This window comes from Candidatus Thiothrix phosphatis (assembly GCF_035668035.1).
Lineage (GTDB): Bacteria > Pseudomonadota > Gammaproteobacteria > Thiotrichales > Thiotrichaceae > Thiothrix > Thiothrix phosphatis.
Map to the genome: position 1 here is coordinate 1 of NZ_JAYMYJ010000132.1, position 16855 is coordinate 16855.

At 56.3% G+C, this 16855-nt stretch carries 22 protein-coding genes; 18 read left to right on the forward strand and 4 right to left on the reverse strand.

Annotated features, from left to right (window positions below; all coding sequences use genetic code 11):
- Positions 1 to 317: 317 nt before the first annotated feature.
- The 7 genes from nifB to VSS37_RS15235 are packed head-to-tail and all read left to right on the forward strand — an operon-like array spanning position 318 to position 4700.
- Positions 318 to 1823 (forward strand): nitrogenase cofactor biosynthesis protein NifB, encoded by a 1506-nt coding sequence (gene nifB, locus VSS37_RS15205; protein WP_324696578.1) that lies wholly within the window; start codon positions 318 to 320, stop codon positions 1821 to 1823.
- A gap of 12 nt (positions 1824 to 1835) precedes the next feature.
- Positions 1836 to 2114 (forward strand): 4Fe-4S dicluster domain-containing protein, encoded by a 279-nt coding sequence (locus tag VSS37_RS15210; RefSeq protein WP_324696580.1) that lies wholly within the window; start codon positions 1836 to 1838, stop codon positions 2112 to 2114.
- Between the two features lie 26 nt (positions 2115 to 2140).
- A complete protein-coding gene (locus tag VSS37_RS15215) occupies positions 2141 to 2296 on the forward strand; it encodes a hypothetical protein (protein ID WP_324696582.1) in 156 nt (51 codons plus the stop codon).
- Positions 2289 to 2720 (forward strand): ArsC/Spx/MgsR family protein, encoded by a 432-nt coding sequence (locus VSS37_RS15220; protein ID WP_324696583.1) that lies wholly within the window; start codon positions 2289 to 2291, stop codon positions 2718 to 2720. Before VSS37_RS15215 ends, VSS37_RS15220 begins: the two co-directional genes overlap by 8 nt.
- Entirely contained in the window at positions 2717 to 4000 is a 1284-nt protein-coding gene (locus VSS37_RS15225; protein ID WP_324696584.1) for an FprA family A-type flavoprotein, read from the forward strand. The genes VSS37_RS15220 and VSS37_RS15225 overlap by 4 nt, the downstream gene beginning before the upstream one ends.
- A 50-nt stretch (positions 4001 to 4050) precedes the next feature.
- Entirely contained in the window at positions 4051 to 4335 is a 285-nt protein-coding gene (locus tag VSS37_RS15230; RefSeq protein WP_002707388.1) for a 2Fe-2S iron-sulfur cluster-binding protein, read from the forward strand.
- Positions 4336 to 4352: 17 nt separating this feature from the next.
- The gene (locus tag VSS37_RS15235) at positions 4353 to 4700 is read left to right on the forward strand and encodes a 2Fe-2S iron-sulfur cluster-binding protein (RefSeq protein ID WP_324696586.1); all 348 of its coding nucleotides are present in this window, start codon (positions 4353 to 4355) and stop codon (positions 4698 to 4700) included.
- A 43-nt stretch (positions 4701 to 4743) separates the two neighbouring features.
- Here VSS37_RS15235 and VSS37_RS15240 read toward each other — a convergent pair whose 3' ends face one another.
- Entirely contained in the window at positions 4744 to 5319 is a 576-nt protein-coding gene (locus VSS37_RS15240) for a Uma2 family endonuclease (RefSeq protein WP_324696588.1), read from the reverse strand.
- Positions 5320 to 5550: 231 nt separating this feature from the next.
- On the opposite strand from VSS37_RS15240, the gene VSS37_RS15245 reads away from it, so the two are divergent.
- Both VSS37_RS15245 and VSS37_RS15250 read left to right on the forward strand, forming a co-directional pair.
- Positions 5551 to 6141, forward strand: a complete 591-nt coding sequence (locus VSS37_RS15245; RefSeq protein WP_324696590.1) for a LemA family protein — start codon at positions 5551 to 5553, stop codon at positions 6139 to 6141.
- 121 nt (positions 6142 to 6262) lie between these two features.
- The gene (locus VSS37_RS15250; RefSeq protein ID WP_324696591.1) at positions 6263 to 7024 is read left to right on the forward strand and encodes a S1 family peptidase; all 762 of its coding nucleotides are present in this window, start codon (positions 6263 to 6265) and stop codon (positions 7022 to 7024) included.
- Here VSS37_RS15250 and VSS37_RS15255 read toward each other — a convergent pair.
- Both VSS37_RS15255 and VSS37_RS15260 read right to left on the reverse strand, forming a co-directional pair.
- The gene (locus tag VSS37_RS15255) at positions 7014 to 7886 is read right to left on the reverse strand and encodes a diacylglycerol/lipid kinase family protein (RefSeq protein ID WP_324696592.1); all 873 of its coding nucleotides are present in this window, start codon (positions 7884 to 7886) and stop codon (positions 7014 to 7016) included. The two genes, VSS37_RS15250 and VSS37_RS15255, sit on opposite strands and share 11 nt — an antisense overlap.
- Positions 7873 to 8676, reverse strand: coding sequence for a metallophosphoesterase family protein (locus VSS37_RS15260; RefSeq protein WP_324696594.1), 804 nt, complete (start codon positions 8674 to 8676; stop codon positions 7873 to 7875). The genes VSS37_RS15255 and VSS37_RS15260 overlap by 14 nt, the downstream gene beginning before the upstream one ends.
- A gap of 314 nt (positions 8677 to 8990) precedes the next feature.
- Between VSS37_RS15260 and VSS37_RS15265 the strand changes: the two genes are divergently transcribed.
- From VSS37_RS15265 to VSS37_RS15285, 5 genes are all read left to right on the forward strand, one after another.
- Positions 8991 to 10292 (forward strand): ferredoxin reductase family protein, encoded by a 1302-nt coding sequence (locus tag VSS37_RS15265; protein WP_324696596.1) that lies wholly within the window; start codon positions 8991 to 8993, stop codon positions 10290 to 10292.
- 3 nt (positions 10293 to 10295) lie between these two features.
- On the forward strand, positions 10296 to 10436 hold the full coding sequence (locus tag VSS37_RS15270) for a hypothetical protein (RefSeq protein WP_324696597.1): 141 nt from the start codon (positions 10296 to 10298) through the stop codon (positions 10434 to 10436).
- A 232-nt stretch (positions 10437 to 10668) separates the two neighbouring features.
- On the forward strand, positions 10669 to 11244 hold the full coding sequence (locus tag VSS37_RS15275; RefSeq protein ID WP_324696599.1) for a nitrogen fixation protein NifQ: 576 nt from the start codon (positions 10669 to 10671) through the stop codon (positions 11242 to 11244).
- Positions 11223 to 12155, forward strand: coding sequence for an ADP-ribosyl-[dinitrogen reductase] hydrolase (draG, locus tag VSS37_RS15280; protein ID WP_324696602.1), 933 nt, complete (start codon positions 11223 to 11225; stop codon positions 12153 to 12155). The genes VSS37_RS15275 and draG overlap by 22 nt, the downstream gene beginning before the upstream one ends.
- Positions 12152 to 12634, forward strand: a complete 483-nt coding sequence (locus VSS37_RS15285) for an Rrf2 family transcriptional regulator (RefSeq protein WP_324696604.1) — start codon at positions 12152 to 12154, stop codon at positions 12632 to 12634. Before draG ends, VSS37_RS15285 begins: the two co-directional genes overlap by 4 nt.
- Positions 12635 to 12650: 16 nt before the next feature.
- Here the strand turns inward: VSS37_RS15285 and VSS37_RS15290 are convergent, their stop codons facing one another.
- A complete protein-coding gene (locus VSS37_RS15290) occupies positions 12651 to 13739 on the reverse strand; it encodes a calcium:cation antiporter (protein WP_324696605.1) in 1089 nt (362 codons plus the stop codon).
- Positions 13740 to 14020: 281 nt separating this feature from the next.
- Here VSS37_RS15290 and VSS37_RS15295 point away from each other — a divergent pair, with 281 nt between their 5' ends.
- From VSS37_RS15295 to VSS37_RS15310, 4 genes are all read left to right on the forward strand, one after another.
- On the forward strand, positions 14021 to 14344 hold the full coding sequence (locus tag VSS37_RS15295; protein ID WP_324696607.1) for a HesB/IscA family protein: 324 nt from the start codon (positions 14021 to 14023) through the stop codon (positions 14342 to 14344).
- 33 nt (positions 14345 to 14377) lie between these two features.
- Entirely contained in the window at positions 14378 to 15265 is an 888-nt protein-coding gene (nifU, locus tag VSS37_RS15300) for a Fe-S cluster assembly protein NifU (protein WP_324696608.1), read from the forward strand.
- A gap of 17 nt (positions 15266 to 15282) precedes the next feature.
- The gene (gene nifS / locus VSS37_RS15305) at positions 15283 to 16500 is read left to right on the forward strand and encodes a cysteine desulfurase NifS (RefSeq protein WP_324696609.1); all 1218 of its coding nucleotides are present in this window, start codon (positions 15283 to 15285) and stop codon (positions 16498 to 16500) included.
- Positions 16501 to 16584: 84 nt separating this feature from the next.
- Entirely contained in the window at positions 16585 to 16851 is a 267-nt protein-coding gene (locus VSS37_RS15310) for a nitrogen fixation protein NifZ (RefSeq protein ID WP_324696610.1), read from the forward strand.
- Positions 16852 to 16855: the final 4 nt, after the last annotated feature.

Below are 16855 nucleotides of genomic sequence, written 5' to 3' on the forward strand. Positions count from 1 at the left end.
ACGATAGGCATTACATGGTCGATCTACTAGTCTGTGGTTCATCTGAATTTATGGCCTTACCCATCAAAAATAGGTTTCATCACGTTCGATCACTTGTCCAGGCAGTTAGTTCTCTTCAAACAATCTCCAAATTTCCCTGTGGCATTCCCTACATCACATTCCCGACATTCCCCATCAAAACCGCTTGTAGCACAACCAACAACATCACTACATTACATTGAAAAATAAGAAGTAAAATCCAATTCAACCCACTTGGCACGCAACTTGAAACAGCCTTCCAAAACCCACACGAAACCATTTCGTCACGGAGAACACGCATGGAACTAACTGTTTTAGGGCAAAGCCAAACCACCCCCGCCGCTGGGGGATGTGCATCCAGTGGCTGCGGGAGCAGCGATGACCAACTGGGCCACCTGCCGGAGCATATCCGCGCCAAGGTACATAACCACCCGTGCTACTCCGAAGAAGCACATCACCATTACGCCCGTATGCACGTTGCAGTCGCTCCGGCCTGCAATATCCAGTGCCACTACTGCAACCGTAAATATGACTGTGCCAACGAATCCCGCCCTGGTGTGGTTTCCGAACTGCTGACCCCTGATCAGGCAGTGAAAAAGGTCATGACCGTCGCGGCCAATATCCCGCAAATGACTGTGCTGGGCATCGCAGGCCCTGGCGACCCACTCGCCAACCCTGAACGTACCTTCGACACTTTCCGCCAACTGACCGAGAAAGCGCCCGACATCAAACTGTGCGTTTCCACCAACGGTCTGGCGCTGCCGGAACAGGTCGAAGAACTGTGCAAACACAATATCGACCACGTCACCATCACCATCAACTGTGTAGACCCTGACGTCGGCGCACAGATTTACCCTTGGGTATTCTGGAAAAACCGCCGCATCCATGGCCGCAAAGGTGCTGAAATCCTCATCAAACAGCAGCAGAAAGGCCTGCAAATGCTGACCGATCGCGGCATTCTGGTGAAGGTCAACTCCGTCATGATTCCAGGGGTTAACGACAAGCATCTGGAAGAAGTCAGCCGCGTGGTCAAGGAAAAAGGCGCGTTCCTGCACAACGTTATGCCACTGATTGCCGAAGCCGAACACGGCACCTTCTACGGCGTCATGGGTCAGCGCGGCCCAACCCACGACGAGTTGCAAACCCTGCAAGACGCGTGTGCAGGCGACATGAACATGATGCGCCACTGCCGCCAGTGCCGTGCTGACGCAGTCGGTATGCTGGGCGAAGACCGTGGCGACGAATTCACTATGGACAAGATCGAAGCGACAGATGTCGACTACGAAGCCGCCATGGTCAAACGTGCCGAAGTCCATGCTGCAATCGAAGCCACCCTGGCTGCCAAACAGCAGAAGAAAAACGAGAGCTTCATTTCGCTGGCTTCCCTCGGTATGCCAAAGAAAGAAACCCGCCCGGTGCTGATGGCAGTCGCCACTTCCGGCGGCGGTGTGATCAACCAGCACTTCGGCCATGCGCGTGAATTCCTGATTTACGAAGCCAATGCATTCGACGTGCGCTTCATCAGCCACCGTAAAACCGACCTGTATTGCAGCGGCGATGAAACCTGCGGCGATGGCGAAAGCGTCCTGCAGAAAACCATCAACACCCTCAAAGGCTGCGAAGTCGTGCTGTGTTCCAAGATTGGCTACGAGCCATGGGGCTTGCTGGAAGAAGCGGGCATCATGCCGAATGGTGAGCACGCGATGGAAGCGATTGAAGATGCCGTCGCCGCCGTCTACCGCGAAATGGCTGAAAAAGGTCTGCTCGACAAGCAGCCTGAAAGCAAACAACGCGCTACAGCGTAAGGAGTTTGAACCATGGCACTGCAAATCGTTGAAGGTTGCGTGAACTGCTGGGCTTGTGAGCCACTGTGCCCCAGCCAGGCCATTTACGCCGCGTTGCCACACTTTTTGATCGACGCCAAGAAGTGCACCGAGTGTGATGGCGACTACGCCGATCCGCAATGCGCCAGCATCTGCCCGATCGAAGAAGTCATCGTCGACAACGCTGGTGCTGCTTTAAACCCGCCTGGCTCGCTGACTGGCATACCGCCAGAGCGTTGGGAACAGGTCAAGGCTGAAATCCAGTTGCGGTAAGCCCGCCACAATACGAGGACTCAACCATGCAAGCACGTTTGCTCAAATTTTTGCAGAAACTGCAACAGCGTCACCAGGTCGACCCGGCGCTGAAACGCGCCTACCCCGGCCTGCCCAGCTACTTGCTCAAGCGGCATTCGGCGCTGTTGAGCATGACGCTGGAAGGCGATAGGCATGGCTGAACTCGACTTTTACGAAAAACCCGGCTGCATCAACAACCGGAAACAACAGGAAATCCTCCGGCAACTGGGGCATGTTCTTCGTGCCCATGATCTCCTCACCACGCCCTGGACGCCGGAGCGTCTCCGCCCGTTTTTTGCCGCCAAGCCGGTGACGGAATGGTTCAACTACACCGCACCACGCGTCAAAAGCGGTGAAGTTGACCCTACCGTGCTGGACGAAGCTGGGGCATTGGCGGCGATGGTGGCAGACCCGTTGCTGATCCGCCGCCCGCTGATTGCATGCGAAGCCGGACAATGCAGCGGCTTTGACGACAACCCGGTGTTGCAGGCACTCGGCGTATACGAAGCACCGGAAGGCATCGAAACCTGCCCCAGAGCGCATGCCGCCAACCCCTGCCAGTATCCCCCTGCGGAGGCCACATGAACGCCCCTCTGGATGTCTCGAAATGGAAAGAAGCCGTTGAATTCGCACCCAATGTGTATTGGATCGGTGCGCTCGACCCGACCCTGCGCACGTTCGACATCATCCTGAAAACCGCCAACGGCACCACGTACAACTCCTACCTGATACGCGGCAGTGAAGGCGTCGCCATCGTCGACACGGTGAAGGAAGGTTTCGAGGATGAGTTTTTCCGCCGACTGGAATCGGTGGCGCGTTACGACGAAATCAAGGTGATCGTGCTCAACCACCTGGAGCCTGACCACAGCGGAGCCTTGCCGGAACTGATGCGGCGCGCGCCACAGGCAAGGCTGTACATTTCCACCCGCGCCACCTCCATGCTGAAAGCGCTGCTGCGCCCCAACCGGCAGGAACCGTTTGAATACACCACCGTCACTACCGGCGACCGGGTGAGCCTGGGCGACCGGCATCTGCGTTTTCTGCACACACCGTTTTTACATTGGCCAGATACACAATGCACCTACCTCGAAGAACAACAGGTGCTGTTTTCCGGCGATATTTTCGGCTGCCATTACTGCGATGTGCGCCTGTTCAACGACAAGGTGGGGGATTTCCGCTTTTCATTCGACTACTACTACGCGCACATCATGCGCCCGTTCAAGCAATGGGTGGTGGAGGCGTTGACCCTGATCGAACCGCTGAAAATGAAGGTGGTCGCGCCCACCCACGGGCCGATCCTGCGCGAACGCCCGCGCCGCTATGTGGCGCATTACCGCGAGCTTTCCACCTCCACCCTCACCCGTGAAATTGGTGACACCGACAAGTCGATGATCATTTTTTACATGAGCTCTTATGGCAATACGGCGCGCATGGCGGAGGCCATCTACAGCGGGGCGGACACCGTGGAGGGCGTGCGCGTGTCGCTGTATGACCTGGAAGGCGGCGAAGTCGACCCGTTCGTGGATTTGATCGAGGAAGCTGATGCGCTGCTGTTCGGCTCCCCCACCATCAATGGCGACGCTGTCAAGCCGGTGTGGGATCTGCTCTCCTCACTGGCGGTCGTCAACCTCAAGGGCAAACTGGGCGCGGCGTTCGGCTCCTACGGCTGGAGCGGCGAAGCGGTGCGCATGATCGAAGACCGGATGCGCGGCCTGAAAATGCGGGTTCCACGCGAGGGCTTGCGCGTCAAACTGATTCCGACACAAGAAGAACTTGATGAATGCACAGGGTTTGGTAGGGAAATAGCCAACATTCTGACTGGCAAGGAAGAAAAGCGTGAGGTCATTGATTTTGCAAACCTTTGATTCCAGGTCGCCAGACAACTTTAACTAGCTAATCTGAAGGAAGATTTAACATGCCAAAAGCGAAAATTACCTTTGAAGACATCCACCAGACGGTGAACGTCCCTGCCGGAACCCGCGTGATCGAAGTTTCCGAAAAAATCGGCGCAGGCGTGATCTACGGTTGCCGCGAAGGTGACTGCGGCACCTGCATGATGGAGGTGACTGAAGGTTGGAACAACCTGACTGAACCTTCCGTATTGGAAGAGAAAGTCCTGCGCGAAAATATGGCTGGGCGTCATTTCCGCCTTGCCTGCCAAGCGCAAATCCTCGGCGATTGCAAAGTCAAACCCGCCTGATTTCAAGGAGAAACACCATGCCATTGATTACTTTTTCCAGTCCCCAATACAAGGACAAGACTGTCTATGCCGTAGCAGGCAGCTTCACCGAAACCGTGCTGAAAATTGCCAGAACCAACAAAATCCCCATCGACTTTTCCTGCGAAAACGGCGAATGCGGCACTTGCGTGATCAAAGTGACCCAGTTGGGTGACAAAACGCCAATGGGCCTGCACATGGAAGAGAAGGAAAAGAAAATCCTGCTCGAACTGGGCAAAGTCACCAAGGAAGAGCTGGACGACCTGACCACCAATGACCAACCCAGTCAATGGCGTCTGGCTTGCCAGTTCATCCCGCGTGATGAAGACATTCTCGTCGAATACTGATCATGAATCAGAGGGTGGGTAGGGCAAACGTCATACCCGCCTTTTACAACTCCAGCCCCACCTCTTTGCGCACCTTCCGGTAAATCGCCTCCACACTCATGCTGAAACCGATGGATTCCAGCGTGAAGGTATCACCTGCAAAGAAATGCTCCACCTGCCAGCCTGTACGCCGACGATGCATATGCACATGTGGGTTATCCTGATGCACCATCACGTATTCCAGTAAACTGGGAATCTTGCTGTAGTTAATCAACTTTTCGGTCAAGTCGGTACGTCGAGTGGAAGGTGACAGCACCTCGACTAGCAGAATGGGGTTGGTGCGAACGTATTGGTCGCCGTCGTTGGAGCCACACGCCACCATAATGTCAGGGTAGTAAGTGAAAATCTTGTCGTCATGCTCGACTTTAACTTTCATGTCCGACATAAAGGCACGGCAGTCATCCGGCAAATGCGGGTAGAGCGCGGCAAACAATTCGGCATTCACAGCATTGTGCAACTCGCTTGCCCCACCCATGGCGTAGATATAGCCATCCACGTATTCGTGGCGCACCTCGCCGTCGCGTTCTCCGTCCAGGTAGTCGGCAAAGCTGATGGGGTTATACTTGACCGCCTGTGGCATGGCTGGTTCTCCCGCTTGGATGAAGCAAGCATAGCATAATCAATATTCTGTCTACCTCAGCCCGCCTGGAAACTTACCCGCTCAACACCCTCGGTCATCACCATGGCGAACTGCGCTGGAGTAAATTCTCCGCCACTCTACAAATCAAATTGTTCCTGCTGGTTACTATGTAAGCCCTGTGAGAGAATCCGCCAACACGCCATCAGCAATGTTTGCAAGGGAGGTCTTCTCATGTCAGGAACCAGGATCTTTATCGGCATCCTTGCCTTTTTTGTTTTCATCTTAATCAAGCCGTACAAGCGGCTGGTAATGTTGCGTAACCGGATAGGTGATGCCTTTGCGCAAATCGACGTGCAACTCAAACAGCGGTATGACCTGATCTTTAATCTGGTGGAAATCGCCCGTGGCTATATGGTGCACGAACGCACCACGCTGGAAGAACTGGCCAATGCCCGCAACGCCGCGCAAACCGCCACCCAGGCCGCCGCGCAAAACCCGGCGGACGCCACGGCGCTCACGGCCATGGCGCAGGCCGAAGGTGCTTTGTCCGGCACATTGGGGCGTTTTTTCGCCATCGCCGAAACTTATCCTGACCTGAAAGCCAACCAGAACATGATGCAGCTTTCCGCAGAGCTGACCACCACCGGAAACGAGGTGGCGTTTTCCTGGCAGGCGTTTAATGAGTCGGTGACGGATTTCAATAGCGAAGCCCAATCCTTCCCGGCGGTGCTGTTCGCCAAAATCCTCGGTTTCCATCGCGCCGCCCAGTTGCAACCGCTGGAGGCTGAAGCAGGACGCAAAGCGCCGCTCATCCAGTTATGACCCCCGGCGAAGCAGCTTCCACCCAAGACGGTGCCAGCCACCAAAACTGGCGGTATTTGCCTCCCCAAACCCAAGCGACATGGTCTACAGTTTTCACATCAGGCAAAACAAGGTGATGAAGATGAAAGCTGAATCCATTCTGCTGGCAGTTGCCCACATTTGCAGCTACCAGCAAACCCGTTGCCTGAGTTGTGCGTCGGGTTTTTATTTCCAGCGCGATAATGCGTTGTTCCTGATCACCAACCGTCATGTGGTGTGGGATGAGTCCAGCAAGCACAAACCGGATCGGCTGGAAATCAGCCTGCATCCAGACCCGGAGAATCTGGCCATCACCAGCCTTTACTCCATCCCGCTGTACGACGACGCCCAAACAGCGCTATGGCGGGAAGCAACCGATAAATCCGGTACGGTCGATGTGGTGGCATTGCCGCTGGATTTGGCGGCTTTTCCACAAGACAGCCTGTACGCGACGTTTACGCCAGAGGATTTGCCTGCAAACCTGGCGAGCATTGAAGTTGGGGAATCGGTCAGGGTAGTGGGGTATCCGCTGAATTTTCAGGACAACCTGCACAACCTGCCGGTCATGCGTCACGCCATCATTGCGTCATCCTTCAACCTGCGTTTCCAGGGGCAGGGCTACTTCCTGACTGATTCATTGCTGCACCGGGGTAGCAGTGGTTCGCCGGTCGTATTGCGCACCTCTGAGCACGTATCAGGGCGGGAAGATTTTCCGTGGATGCTGTTGGGGGTGCATTCCTCCCGCCTAGATGTCAGCAACCGTGATGAGAAAGAAGATGAGCGCCTGAACCTGTTTACGGCATGGTATTCAGATGTGTTGATGGGCTTGACCGAAGATCCCGAAGCGCCAGCAGTCACCGTCTGATAATGCTGACAGCATCACAGACATATTGATAACGCAATGGTGCATCCAGCAGCAGCAATTCACCATCCACCGCCACATGAATGTGCCGCCGCCGCTGCCGGTAAGTCAGTTCCAGTGAGTTGATCATCCGCTCTTCCACTTGCTTGGCGCGGCTTAAAGGGTCAATCCCGCGTAGCAAGGCATTGAACGCCAGTTGCAAGGTTTCCAACTTGTTGTGGGTACGCACGGCAATCAGGTGCAGGCCATTTTGCCCATCATCCCGGTTTTGCCCCAAGGTGGGGAACATCAGCTCCCGCTCACCGACCCCGACAAACACCAATGGGCTGTGAACCTGCCTGCCATCCAATGAAAAACGGGTGCTGCGCAAACGCCACAAACGACGCAACCCGGCCAGCACACTCGCCACGTGATAACTCATGCGCCGTTCAAGTTTGTTCCGGGTACGCACAAAACTCACGTAAGCCCCAACCGAACTGGTGTTGATGAACAGTTTGTCATTCACACGGCCCGCATCCATTGGTTGCGCTGTGCCACTGAGCGCCAGTTCGACCGCTTCCTGGGTATCGCTGGGAATGCCCATGCGCTGGGCGAAATGGTTCAAGGTTCCCCCCGGAATAACCCCGAGCGCCACGTCCGTGCCCGCCAGCACATTCACCGCCAGGGCAATCGTGCCATCCCCACCGGCCACCAAAATACGGGAAGCACCATTCTGGATGACTTGGCGCATTGCGTCCTCCATCCGGGCAACCGGCAAGGCATGCACCGCCAAGCGCTGATCCGCACGTAGTTGCCCGATGATCCCGTTGGCGCTGCCTGATTCCGGATTGATGAAAACCGGCACAGCTTGATCAGAAGTTTCCATGTACCTGCCAGCCTCCTGCTGCACGCTTGAAAAACTGCTGTTGGACGGGGACGAATGCCGTGCCACGCCATTCCATTTGCTCCAGTTTTAGTATTTCGCGGTCACCCCGGATAACGTTGAAACTGTTCGGCTGCCCCTGAATCAGCCGGTTTGAGGTGGTGGTGCCTGCATGTGAAATCAGCATGCCATGCAAGGGTTGCACATACGCCAGATGCACATGCCCGCCCAGGATCAAATCAACCCCTGCCGCCTGGAAACCTTCCAGGGCAGCTTCCCGCCCGCCAACCAGGCTGCGGCACATGCTCGAATCCGGCAGCCAGAACGGATGGTGCGCCACCACGATACGCAGGCAGTCTGCCGGAACATCCTGCAACATGTCTTGCACGTAGCGGATTTGCCCCGGATTGATGCGCCCGCGTGACCAGTCCGTATACCAGCCCATGCGCCGTGCGGTATTGAGGCCGACTGCCATGAAAGCATCCGTCTGCATGATCGGTTGCAGGTCAGCCGCGACATACTGCTGCCACTTTTGCCAGGGGTACAGAAGCCGTTCCAGCAGGTTGTAGGCGGTAAGGTCATGGTTGCCCGGCACAATAAAGCGCGGCTGGCGCAGCTTGCGCAGAAACGCCATCCCTTGCTTGAATTCTTCGTCCTTCGCCCGCTGGGTCAGGTCGCCGCTGATGATGACCAGCTCCGGCTGAAGCTGATCCAGGCAGTCCAACAACGCTTGCGTGACCTCAGGGACAGCCCTTCCAAAATGCAGGTCGGACATATGCGCGATAACCGTCATAATGGTTTGAAAATAGGGTAGGTTTCTTCAGTCATCATGGGGAAATGCCTCCGGCGCAGGTTTTATGCTTCATCATCCCCATTGTCGGTTGCCCGCCATCATCCTGCCATTCCCCTGCTTTGCTGTGTGTTATCTCGGGAGGCAGGAAATGGCGGCGGTGTTATCCGTCATAACCACTTTTTAACCTGCATTTCGTCAAGGTTTCATGTTCCATAAAATATTATTATGAAATAAGATGGCAGTATCTGATTCAAACCAGCCCAATCGGATACAACATAATGATAAAACTAAATTTAAGAACCCTTCTTTGGAGCGTGGCCTATCTGCTTGTCGTTATTGCCCCGCTACTGGTTGCAGCCCTAAACCCGGCCAACAGGTGCGATTTTTGGCGTGATTTTTCGTTGGCGCTTGGTTTCGTCGCCTTGTCCATGTTCGCCTTGCAGTTTGCCCTGGTGTCCCGCTCCAGGATTGTTTCAGAGCCGATTGGCGTGGATTGCGCCGTGAGTGTCCACCGTTACATGGCCTATGCGGCGGCAGCATTTGCCTTGGCCCACCCGATAATCCTATTTGCAATGGATGATAAATATTGGCCATTGCTGAATATTTTAACTTCCCCACTGCGCGCCAAATTTGCGGTTGCATCAGTTGTGGCCTTATTGGCGTTGATGGTCATGTCAATTTTCCGGCGTAAGTTGGGGATGAGTTATCCGCTGTGGAAAATATGGCATTGGGCGCTGGCGCTAATTGTCATCAGTGCGGGCCTTGCCCATGCCGTGCTGGTAAACCATTACTTCAGCGATTCATCGGTGCAAGGGCTATGGATCTTGCTGACAGCAGGGTTTGTGCTGCTGCTTTTCTGGATGCGGGTGCTAAAGCCCTTTATGAACCATTGGCAGCGTTGGAAAGTGGTGAAAATCGAGGAGGGGGTTGGCAATACAACCACGCTGCACCTGGAGCCTGTCAACCCTGACGCTTATGGCAAACGGGGCTTCCGTTTCAAGGCAGGGCAGTTCGCCTGGATTGCGGCGCGTAAATCACCCTTTTCCCTGACCTATAACCCGTTTTCCATTTCCACCAGCGCGGAAGACGCCACCAATATTGGCTTCACCATCAAGGCCCATCAAGGTTTCAGCGCGGAAGTGGCTGACCTGAAAGTTGGGGAAATTGTTTACATTGATGGCCCCCACGGGCAATTCCACTTGGACAACCATGAGCATGCACCGCTGGTGTTGATTGGCGCGGGCGTGGGGGTGACGCCATTGGTCAGCATGCTGGAAACCCTGGCAAGCCGTCATTCCAGGCGGGAATGCTATTTATGGCTGTCCAGCAGGGATGAACACAACATTATCTGCAATAACCAAATACAACGTCTGCGCAATAATTTAAACCTGCGGGTGCAGCACATCCTGTCCCGCCCGCAGAATCCCAAGCTGCAACGCCGTTATGACGCGCTTTTCATCAAACAACACTTACACATGGGCTTGTCGCAGACTTTCATGCAGGCCAGCTATTTTATTTGCGGCCCCTCATCCCTGATGGATACAACCGAACATACTTTGCTGCAATTGGGTGTTCCCCGTCAGAATATTCACGTTGAACGTTTCAATATGGTGTAAACAATGATGCTAAAAAACCGTACTGCCTTGCCCACCATTGTCAAACAAGCCGGGGATATGCAAATCCTCGTTTCAGCAAGGATGCTGTCCGCCATCCTGATGGCGCTGATCCTGCTTCTCAGCCTTGGCTGGTCGTCCATTTAAGTTTTGTTTCCGCTTCCGGCGGGATTTCCATCACTCAGATGGGGAGCATCATGCTCCCCAATTCGGTGTTCCGGCGGTTTGTGGGCTTCCCGACATCATTCTGTCATTCTCCTCCTTTACTGTACGCGATATAGTCATGTGATGACCCGCCAGTTTGGGCTTGACACGTTTTTAAAAACTGGCTTGTTTATTGCATCTAATTTTAAATAATCGCATTGACAGGAAACCAGTCATGACTCTCATGCCAGATGCCACATCCCTTTTGCAGACGCACTACAACCATCTGATGCAGCACCGCCGTGGTGACAGCAACGACGACCTGATCGCCAAAATGTATGCATCCTGGTTGTGCGGGCAAGGTGCCATGCCGTTGAACCTCGGCTTGCCGCTGGACGTTTTCAACAGCATGATGGCATATCATTTCCCCACCTTGCCGCATTTTTCCCGGCCATCCCAGTTGCGTCATCTGGACGTCGGACGCCTCCCGGAACTGGATGACCTGCGCACATTGCTCCATCAGAGCCATAGCCATCCTGGCCCCGATGTGGGCTGGATGGTGGAAATCCTCTGCGCCGGTTGCATGGGCAGCGACCACCTGTGGCAAGACCTTGGGCTGTGGTCGCGCAAGGATCTTTCCAGGCTGATGCTGGATAATTTCAAGCCGCTGGCGGCGCTCAACACCAACGATATGAAGTGGAAAAAATTCTTGTACAAACAAATGTGTGAAGGGGAGGGCATCTATGTCTGCCGTTCCCCCTCCTGTGAAGTCTGCGTGGATTATCAAGCATGCTTCGGGCCGGAGGAGTAAGTGGCGGGTCGGCGGCGGAACCGCCCGCCCTGCAACGCAGCATGGCCGCTTACCTCGGGCTGGCGGTGGGTGATGCGCTAGGCGCAACCGTCGAATTCATGACCCCGGCAGAAATCCGCCACGAATACGGCGTGCACCGCGACATCAGCGGCGGTGGTTGGCTGCGCCTGAAAGCGGGCGAGGTCACCGATGACACTGAAATGAGCTTGGCGTTGGGCGATGCCATTCTCAGCACAGGCAAGCTGGAGCCGGTCAGCATCGCCACCGCCTTCAGCGAGTGGATGCGCGGCAAGCCCAAGGACATCGGCAACACCGTGCGGCGCGGCGTGGTGCAATTTCGCCGCACCGGCCAGACAGCGATGCCGGAAAGCGAGCATGACGCAGGCAACGGTGCCTGCATGCGCTGCCTGCCGGTGGGGATCTTCACCTTGCGCCAAAGCCTGCCGGACGTGGTGGCGGCTTCCCGCCTGCAAGCCCATATCACCCATAACAACCCGCTGTCGGACGCGGGGGTGGAATGCATCCTGCACATGACGCAGGCCGCCATCCTCGGCGAGCCATTGGGCGAACTGGAGCTGTTGGCGCAGGAGCTGGTGCGGCGCCATCCGCAGTTCGAATACCGCAAGGCCCGCCGGGACAACCCCAGCGGCTACATTGTCGATACCCTGCAAGCCGTGTTCCAGGCGCTGTTCGCCACGGATTCGCTGGAGGCGGCATTGGTGGATGTGGTCAACCGTGGCGGCGACGCCGATACGACCGGAGCCATCCTCGGCATGGTCGCTGGCGCGCATTACGGGCTGGACGGATTCCCCGCCCGCTGGCCGCCCAAATTGGACAACGCCATCCGCAGCCGCTGCCTTGAGCAGGCGCGTTCCCTCTATCAACTAGCAACCCAAGGACTTTCCCCATGAGACTATCCCGCAAAGACGAGCATTCCATCGTCGCCATGCTGTCACTGGCGACCCACGACCGCTACGCCAATCCGGTCAGCCTCACCGGCCTGTCAGAATCGCTGGGCATTTCCACTTCCTACCTCGAATACCTGTTCAGCGGCCTGCGCAAGCACGGGCTGGTGGAAGGCTTGCGAGGGGTCGGCGGGGGCTACCGGCTGGCGCGGCCCGCCACCCAGATCAGCATTGCCGACATCCTGTTCGCCACCCATGCATTGACGGATGAAACCGATGTGGAGCTGCCGGAAGCCGCTGACCTGTCCGCGCTGGAAGCGGCGCATGGCTGGCAGGAACTCAACCGCCGCATCCGCGATTTTCTGGCCGACATGACGCTGGCGGATTTCGTGCAGGCCAAAGCGGGGCATAACAGCAAGCACACCGCCAACTCAGTCAGCGGCTATATCGCCAGCATGTTCCCGGCGCATGGGACGTGCGCCTAACGGCAATGGCGGCGGTTCAAGGTACGATGGTCATAAACAGGTACGTCAGGAACAACACAATATGCACCGTACCTTGCATAACCGTGACACGCCCGGTGCTCATCGACAATGATGCAATAAATAATGTCAACGTCAGCAAGATGATGGATTTGCTTTCCAGCCCCAGGACGAGGCTCATGTCTAGGGTGATGGCCACCACGGCCACGGTCGGGATGGTGAGGCCAATGGTCGCCAAGGCTGACCCCAGCGCTAGGTTGAGGCTGGTTTGCAGTTGGTTGTTTGCTGCTGCCCGTAATGATGCAAAACCTTCCGGCATCAGCACAATCAGGGCAATGATGATCCCAACCAAGGCTTCGGGTGCGCCCCATGCAGCCACAAACCCCTTGACCATGGGGGACAGCAACTTGGCGGCTGACACCACGCCCACTAGGCTTAAGATCAGGAAAATGCCACTGGTCAGTAGCGTTTTGATGGGCATGTCTGGCTGTTGTTTGGCTTCTTGCCGAGTGGGTTGGACAAGAAAATAATCACGGTGCCGGACTGCCTGCACGAAGATGAACACGCCATATAACACTAACGAAACAATCGCCACAAACCCCAGTTGGCTGTCTGTGTAGTGGGGGCCGGATGTGCTGGTCGTGAAATTGGGCAGGATCAAGGCCAACACCACAATCGCTGACAATGTTGTCAGGGCTGTGCTCACCCCAGGCAAAATGAAGCGCTGTTCGCCAAAACGGTAGCAGCCGATGACAAAGCTCAACCCGATAATCAGGTTCAGGATAATCATGACGGTCGCAAACACCGTGTCCCGAGCCAGCATGGTCGCGCCGCCATCAGTGGCCAGCATGACCGAAACAATCAGCGAAACCTCAATCACGGTGATCGCCAAGGCCAACACCAGCGTCCCCAACGGTTCACCAATCCCATAAGCCAGCAACTCAGCATGGTGTACTGCCGCAATGATGCTTAACATCAAACTTGCCCCCAGCATGGCGCTATACCATCCGTCCAGCCCAAACGGGCCCAATTGCCCGGCCAACAAGAGTAACGTGACGATGGGTGCGATGAGCGCCCAGGCGGGTGAACGCTGAATGGTTGTGGCCATAGGCCATACTCCTTGTGGTTGAAGAGCCTGTTGGCCAATAAATGCCAGAGTAAATAATACGGCAATGATCAGCAAGATACCGTGCAGCCTTATGGGCATGGGGTTAGGGTTGGGGGATGGCACGAATGTCTGCTTGACGACAAGCAGGGTTCTCCCGCCCTGTGCCAAATCCTACATAAATCGATCCAGTTCTATAAAAAACCATAAAAATCAATAACAAAATAGTTTGGCACAGGGTTTGCAAATCTCTCTGCAAACACTTTCAACGGGAGATTACAAGCATGATCACACTGACCGACAACGCCCAGAAAGCCCTCGGGCGTTTTATCAATGGAGCTGAGAAACCCATCGCTGGCCTGCGTATCGGTGTTTCTGGCGGCGGTTGTTCCGGCCTGCAATATTCCATGAATCTGGTCGAAACCAAAGCTGACGGTGATCTGGAAGTGGCTTTCCCTGAGTTGGTGGTGTTCATCGATCCGGAGAGCGCCCCCAAACTGAGCGGCCTGACCGTCGATTTCATCGACAGCATTGACGGCAGCGGCTTCAAGTTTGAAAACCCGAATGCAACCCAGAGCTGCGGTTGCGGCAAATCGTTTGCAGCCTGATAGAGAACGGATACCGAACAGGAGACTCAAGTCATGTGGGATTACTCAGAAAAGGTACAAGACCACTTTTTTAACCCGCGCAATGCCGGGGCCGTGGCAGGCGCCAACGCCACTGGCGATGTCGGCTCGCTCAGTTGCGGTGATGCGCTGCGCCTGACCCTGCGCGTCAACCCGGAAACCGAGGTCATCGAGGACGCGGGCTTCCAGACGTTCGGCTGTGGTTCTGCGGTCGCTTCCAGCTCCGCCCTGACGGAAATCATCAAGGGCATGAAGCTGGACGAAGCGCTGAAAGTTTCCAACCAGGACATCGCCGACTACCTCGATGGTTTGCCGCCGGAAAAAATGCACTGCTCCGTCATGGGGCGCGAGGCCCTGCAAGCGGCGGTCGCCAATTTCCGTGGCGAAGAATGGAAGGATGACCACGAAGAGGGCGCGCTGGTGTGCAAATGCTTCGCGGTCGACGCGGTGCTGATTGAAGAGACTATCCGCGCCAACAACCTCAGCACGGTGCAGGAAGTCACCTACTACACCAAGGCTGGCGGCGGCTGTTCCGCCTGTTTTGAAGGCATTGAGGAAATCCTCAACAAGGTCATGGCGGAACGCGCCGAAGCTGCCGCTGCGGCACCCGCGCCTGTTGAGCCCGCCAAACCGGCCAAGGCTGCGATGACCAACCTGCAACGGATGCGCCGCATCGAACGCACGCTGGAAGCGATCCGCCCGCAGTTGCAGGCTGACCGGGGCGACATTGAACTGGTGGAAGTGGATTTCGACAAGAAAGTCGCTTTCGTCAACCTCAGCGGCGCGTGTTCCGGCTGCCAGATGGCGGCGGCGACGCTCGGCGGCGTGCAACAGCGCGTCATGGAAGACCTGGGTGAATTCATCCGCGTCCTGCCTGCCACTGAAATGGCCAAAATGATGTGAATGCGAAGGGGTATGTCATGAGCGAAGGTATCTATCTGGACAATAACGCCACCACCATGGTGTCGCCGGAAGTGGTGGAAGCCATGCTGCCGTTTTTCACCGAGCAGTTTGGCAACCCTTCCTCCATCCACCAGTTCGGCAACAAGGTCGGGTTGGCGATCAAAAACGCCCGCAAGCAGGTGCAGAAGCTGTTGGGCGCGGAACACGATTCCGAGATCATTTTCACCTCCTGCGGCACCGAATCGGATTCCACCGCCATCCTGTCGGCGCTGCGCTGCCAGCCGGAGCGCAAGGAAATCATCACCACCGTGGTTGAGCATCCCGCCATCCTGTCCCTGTGCGAAAACCTGGAGAAAGAAGGTTACACTGTGCATTACCTGAAGGTGGATGGCAAAGGCCGCCTGGACTTGCAGGAATACGCCAAGCTGTTGACCGACAATGTGGCGGTGGTGTCAGTGATGTGGGCCAACAATGAAACCGGCACGTATTTCCCGGTGGTGGAAATGGCGGCAATGGCCAACGCCAAAGGCGTCATGTTCCACACCGACGCGGTGCAGGCGGTCGGCAAAATCCCGATCAGCCTGAAAGACACCAAGATCGACATGCTGTCGCTCTCCGGCCATAAGCTGCATGCGCCCAAAGGCATTGGCGTGCTGTACCTGCGCCGGGGCATGCGTTTCCGTCCGCTGCTACGCGGCGGGCATCAGGAACGTGGCCGCCGCGCGGGCACTGAAAACGCGGCTTCCATCGTTGCGTTGGGCAAGGCCGCGGAAATGGCGCTGGAGCATATGGAGCACGAAAACATCTGTGTGCGCGCCATGCGCGACAAGCTGAAGGAAGGCATCCTCGCCGCCGTGCCCAACTGTTTCGTCACCGGCGACCCGGACAACTGCCTGCCGAACACGCTCAATATTGCGTTTGAATACATCGAGGGTGAGGCCATCCTGCTGATGCTGAACAAGCATGGCATTGCCGCTTCCAGCGGTTCCGCCTGCACGTCCGGCTCGCTGGAGCCTTCCCATGTGATGCGGGCGATGGGCATCCCTTATACCGCCGCGCATGGCACGGTGCGTTTCTCGCTGTCCCGCTACAACAACATGGCGGAAGTTGAGAAAGTGATTGAGGCCGTGCCGCCGGTCATCCAGCAATTGCGCAAGCTGTCTCCCTACTGGGACAACGCCCGCAATGCGCCGTTGGAAGAGCCGGAAAAGGCCTTCGCCCCGGCTTACGCCTGATTTCGTCAAGTTCTCATTGCCATAAAGTGAACCTCCGTGGAGGCAACCCCTCCACGGCCTTTTGCCTTTCGGGAGGAAACGGGGATGGACATTTCCCAATTGCAGTCAGGTGACATGGTGTTCGCCGCCGCCGACATCGTGAGCGATGGCGAAGTGCCGGGTTATCCTGATGGTGCATTGATTGCAGCGGCGGGTGCACGTGGCGTGTTGGTCAATACCGGGCATTACGAGGAATACCCGGATGATGAATTTTATCTGGTGCGGTTTGAGGATGCGCAGGGGGAGCTGGGGTTCCCGGTGGGCTGCTGGCCGGAGGAGCTGACCCTGCCAACGGAATCAGCCCCTTCCTGAGCGC

Bases quoted from the DNA above. Each gene is read 5' to 3' on its own strand.
- nifB (WP_324696578.1), top strand. From the start codon at position 318: ATGGAACTAACTGTTTTAGGGCAAAGCCAAACCACCCCCGCCGCTGGG.
- VSS37_RS15210 (WP_324696580.1), top strand. From the start codon at position 1,836: ATGGCACTGCAAATCGTTGAAGGTTGCGTGAACTGCTGGGCTTGTGAG.
- VSS37_RS15215 (WP_324696582.1), top strand. From the start codon at position 2,141: ATGCAAGCACGTTTGCTCAAATTTTTGCAGAAACTGCAACAGCGTCAC.
- VSS37_RS15220 (WP_324696583.1), top strand. From the start codon at position 2,289: ATGGCTGAACTCGACTTTTACGAAAAACCCGGCTGCATCAACAACCGG.
- VSS37_RS15225 (WP_324696584.1), top strand. From the start codon at position 2,717: ATGAACGCCCCTCTGGATGTCTCGAAATGGAAAGAAGCCGTTGAATTC.
- VSS37_RS15230 (WP_002707388.1), top strand. From the start codon at position 4,051: ATGCCAAAAGCGAAAATTACCTTTGAAGACATCCACCAGACGGTGAAC.
- VSS37_RS15235 (WP_324696586.1), top strand. From the start codon at position 4,353: ATGCCATTGATTACTTTTTCCAGTCCCCAATACAAGGACAAGACTGTC.
- VSS37_RS15240 (WP_324696588.1), bottom strand. From the start codon at position 5,319: ATGCCACAGGCGGTCAAGTATAACCCCATCAGCTTTGCCGACTACCTG.
- VSS37_RS15245 (WP_324696590.1), top strand. From the start codon at position 5,551: ATGTCAGGAACCAGGATCTTTATCGGCATCCTTGCCTTTTTTGTTTTC.
- VSS37_RS15250 (WP_324696591.1), top strand. From the start codon at position 6,263: ATGAAAGCTGAATCCATTCTGCTGGCAGTTGCCCACATTTGCAGCTAC.
- VSS37_RS15255 (WP_324696592.1), bottom strand. From the start codon at position 7,886: ATGGAAACTTCTGATCAAGCTGTGCCGGTTTTCATCAATCCGGAATCA.
- VSS37_RS15260 (WP_324696594.1), bottom strand. From the start codon at position 8,676: ATGACGGTTATCGCGCATATGTCCGACCTGCATTTTGGAAGGGCTGTC.
- VSS37_RS15270 (WP_324696597.1), top strand. From the start codon at position 10,296: ATGATGCTAAAAAACCGTACTGCCTTGCCCACCATTGTCAAACAAGCC.
- VSS37_RS15275 (WP_324696599.1), top strand. From the start codon at position 10,669: ATGACTCTCATGCCAGATGCCACATCCCTTTTGCAGACGCACTACAAC.
- draG (WP_324696602.1), top strand. From the start codon at position 11,223: ATGCTTCGGGCCGGAGGAGTAAGTGGCGGGTCGGCGGCGGAACCGCCC.
- VSS37_RS15285 (WP_324696604.1), top strand. From the start codon at position 12,152: ATGAGACTATCCCGCAAAGACGAGCATTCCATCGTCGCCATGCTGTCA.
- VSS37_RS15290 (WP_324696605.1), bottom strand. From the start codon at position 13,739: ATGGCCACAACCATTCAGCGTTCACCCGCCTGGGCGCTCATCGCACCC.
- VSS37_RS15295 (WP_324696607.1), top strand. From the start codon at position 14,021: ATGATCACACTGACCGACAACGCCCAGAAAGCCCTCGGGCGTTTTATC.
- nifU (WP_324696608.1), top strand. From the start codon at position 14,378: ATGTGGGATTACTCAGAAAAGGTACAAGACCACTTTTTTAACCCGCGC.
- nifS (WP_324696609.1), top strand. From the start codon at position 15,283: ATGAGCGAAGGTATCTATCTGGACAATAACGCCACCACCATGGTGTCG.
- VSS37_RS15310 (WP_324696610.1), top strand. From the start codon at position 16,585: ATGGACATTTCCCAATTGCAGTCAGGTGACATGGTGTTCGCCGCCGCC.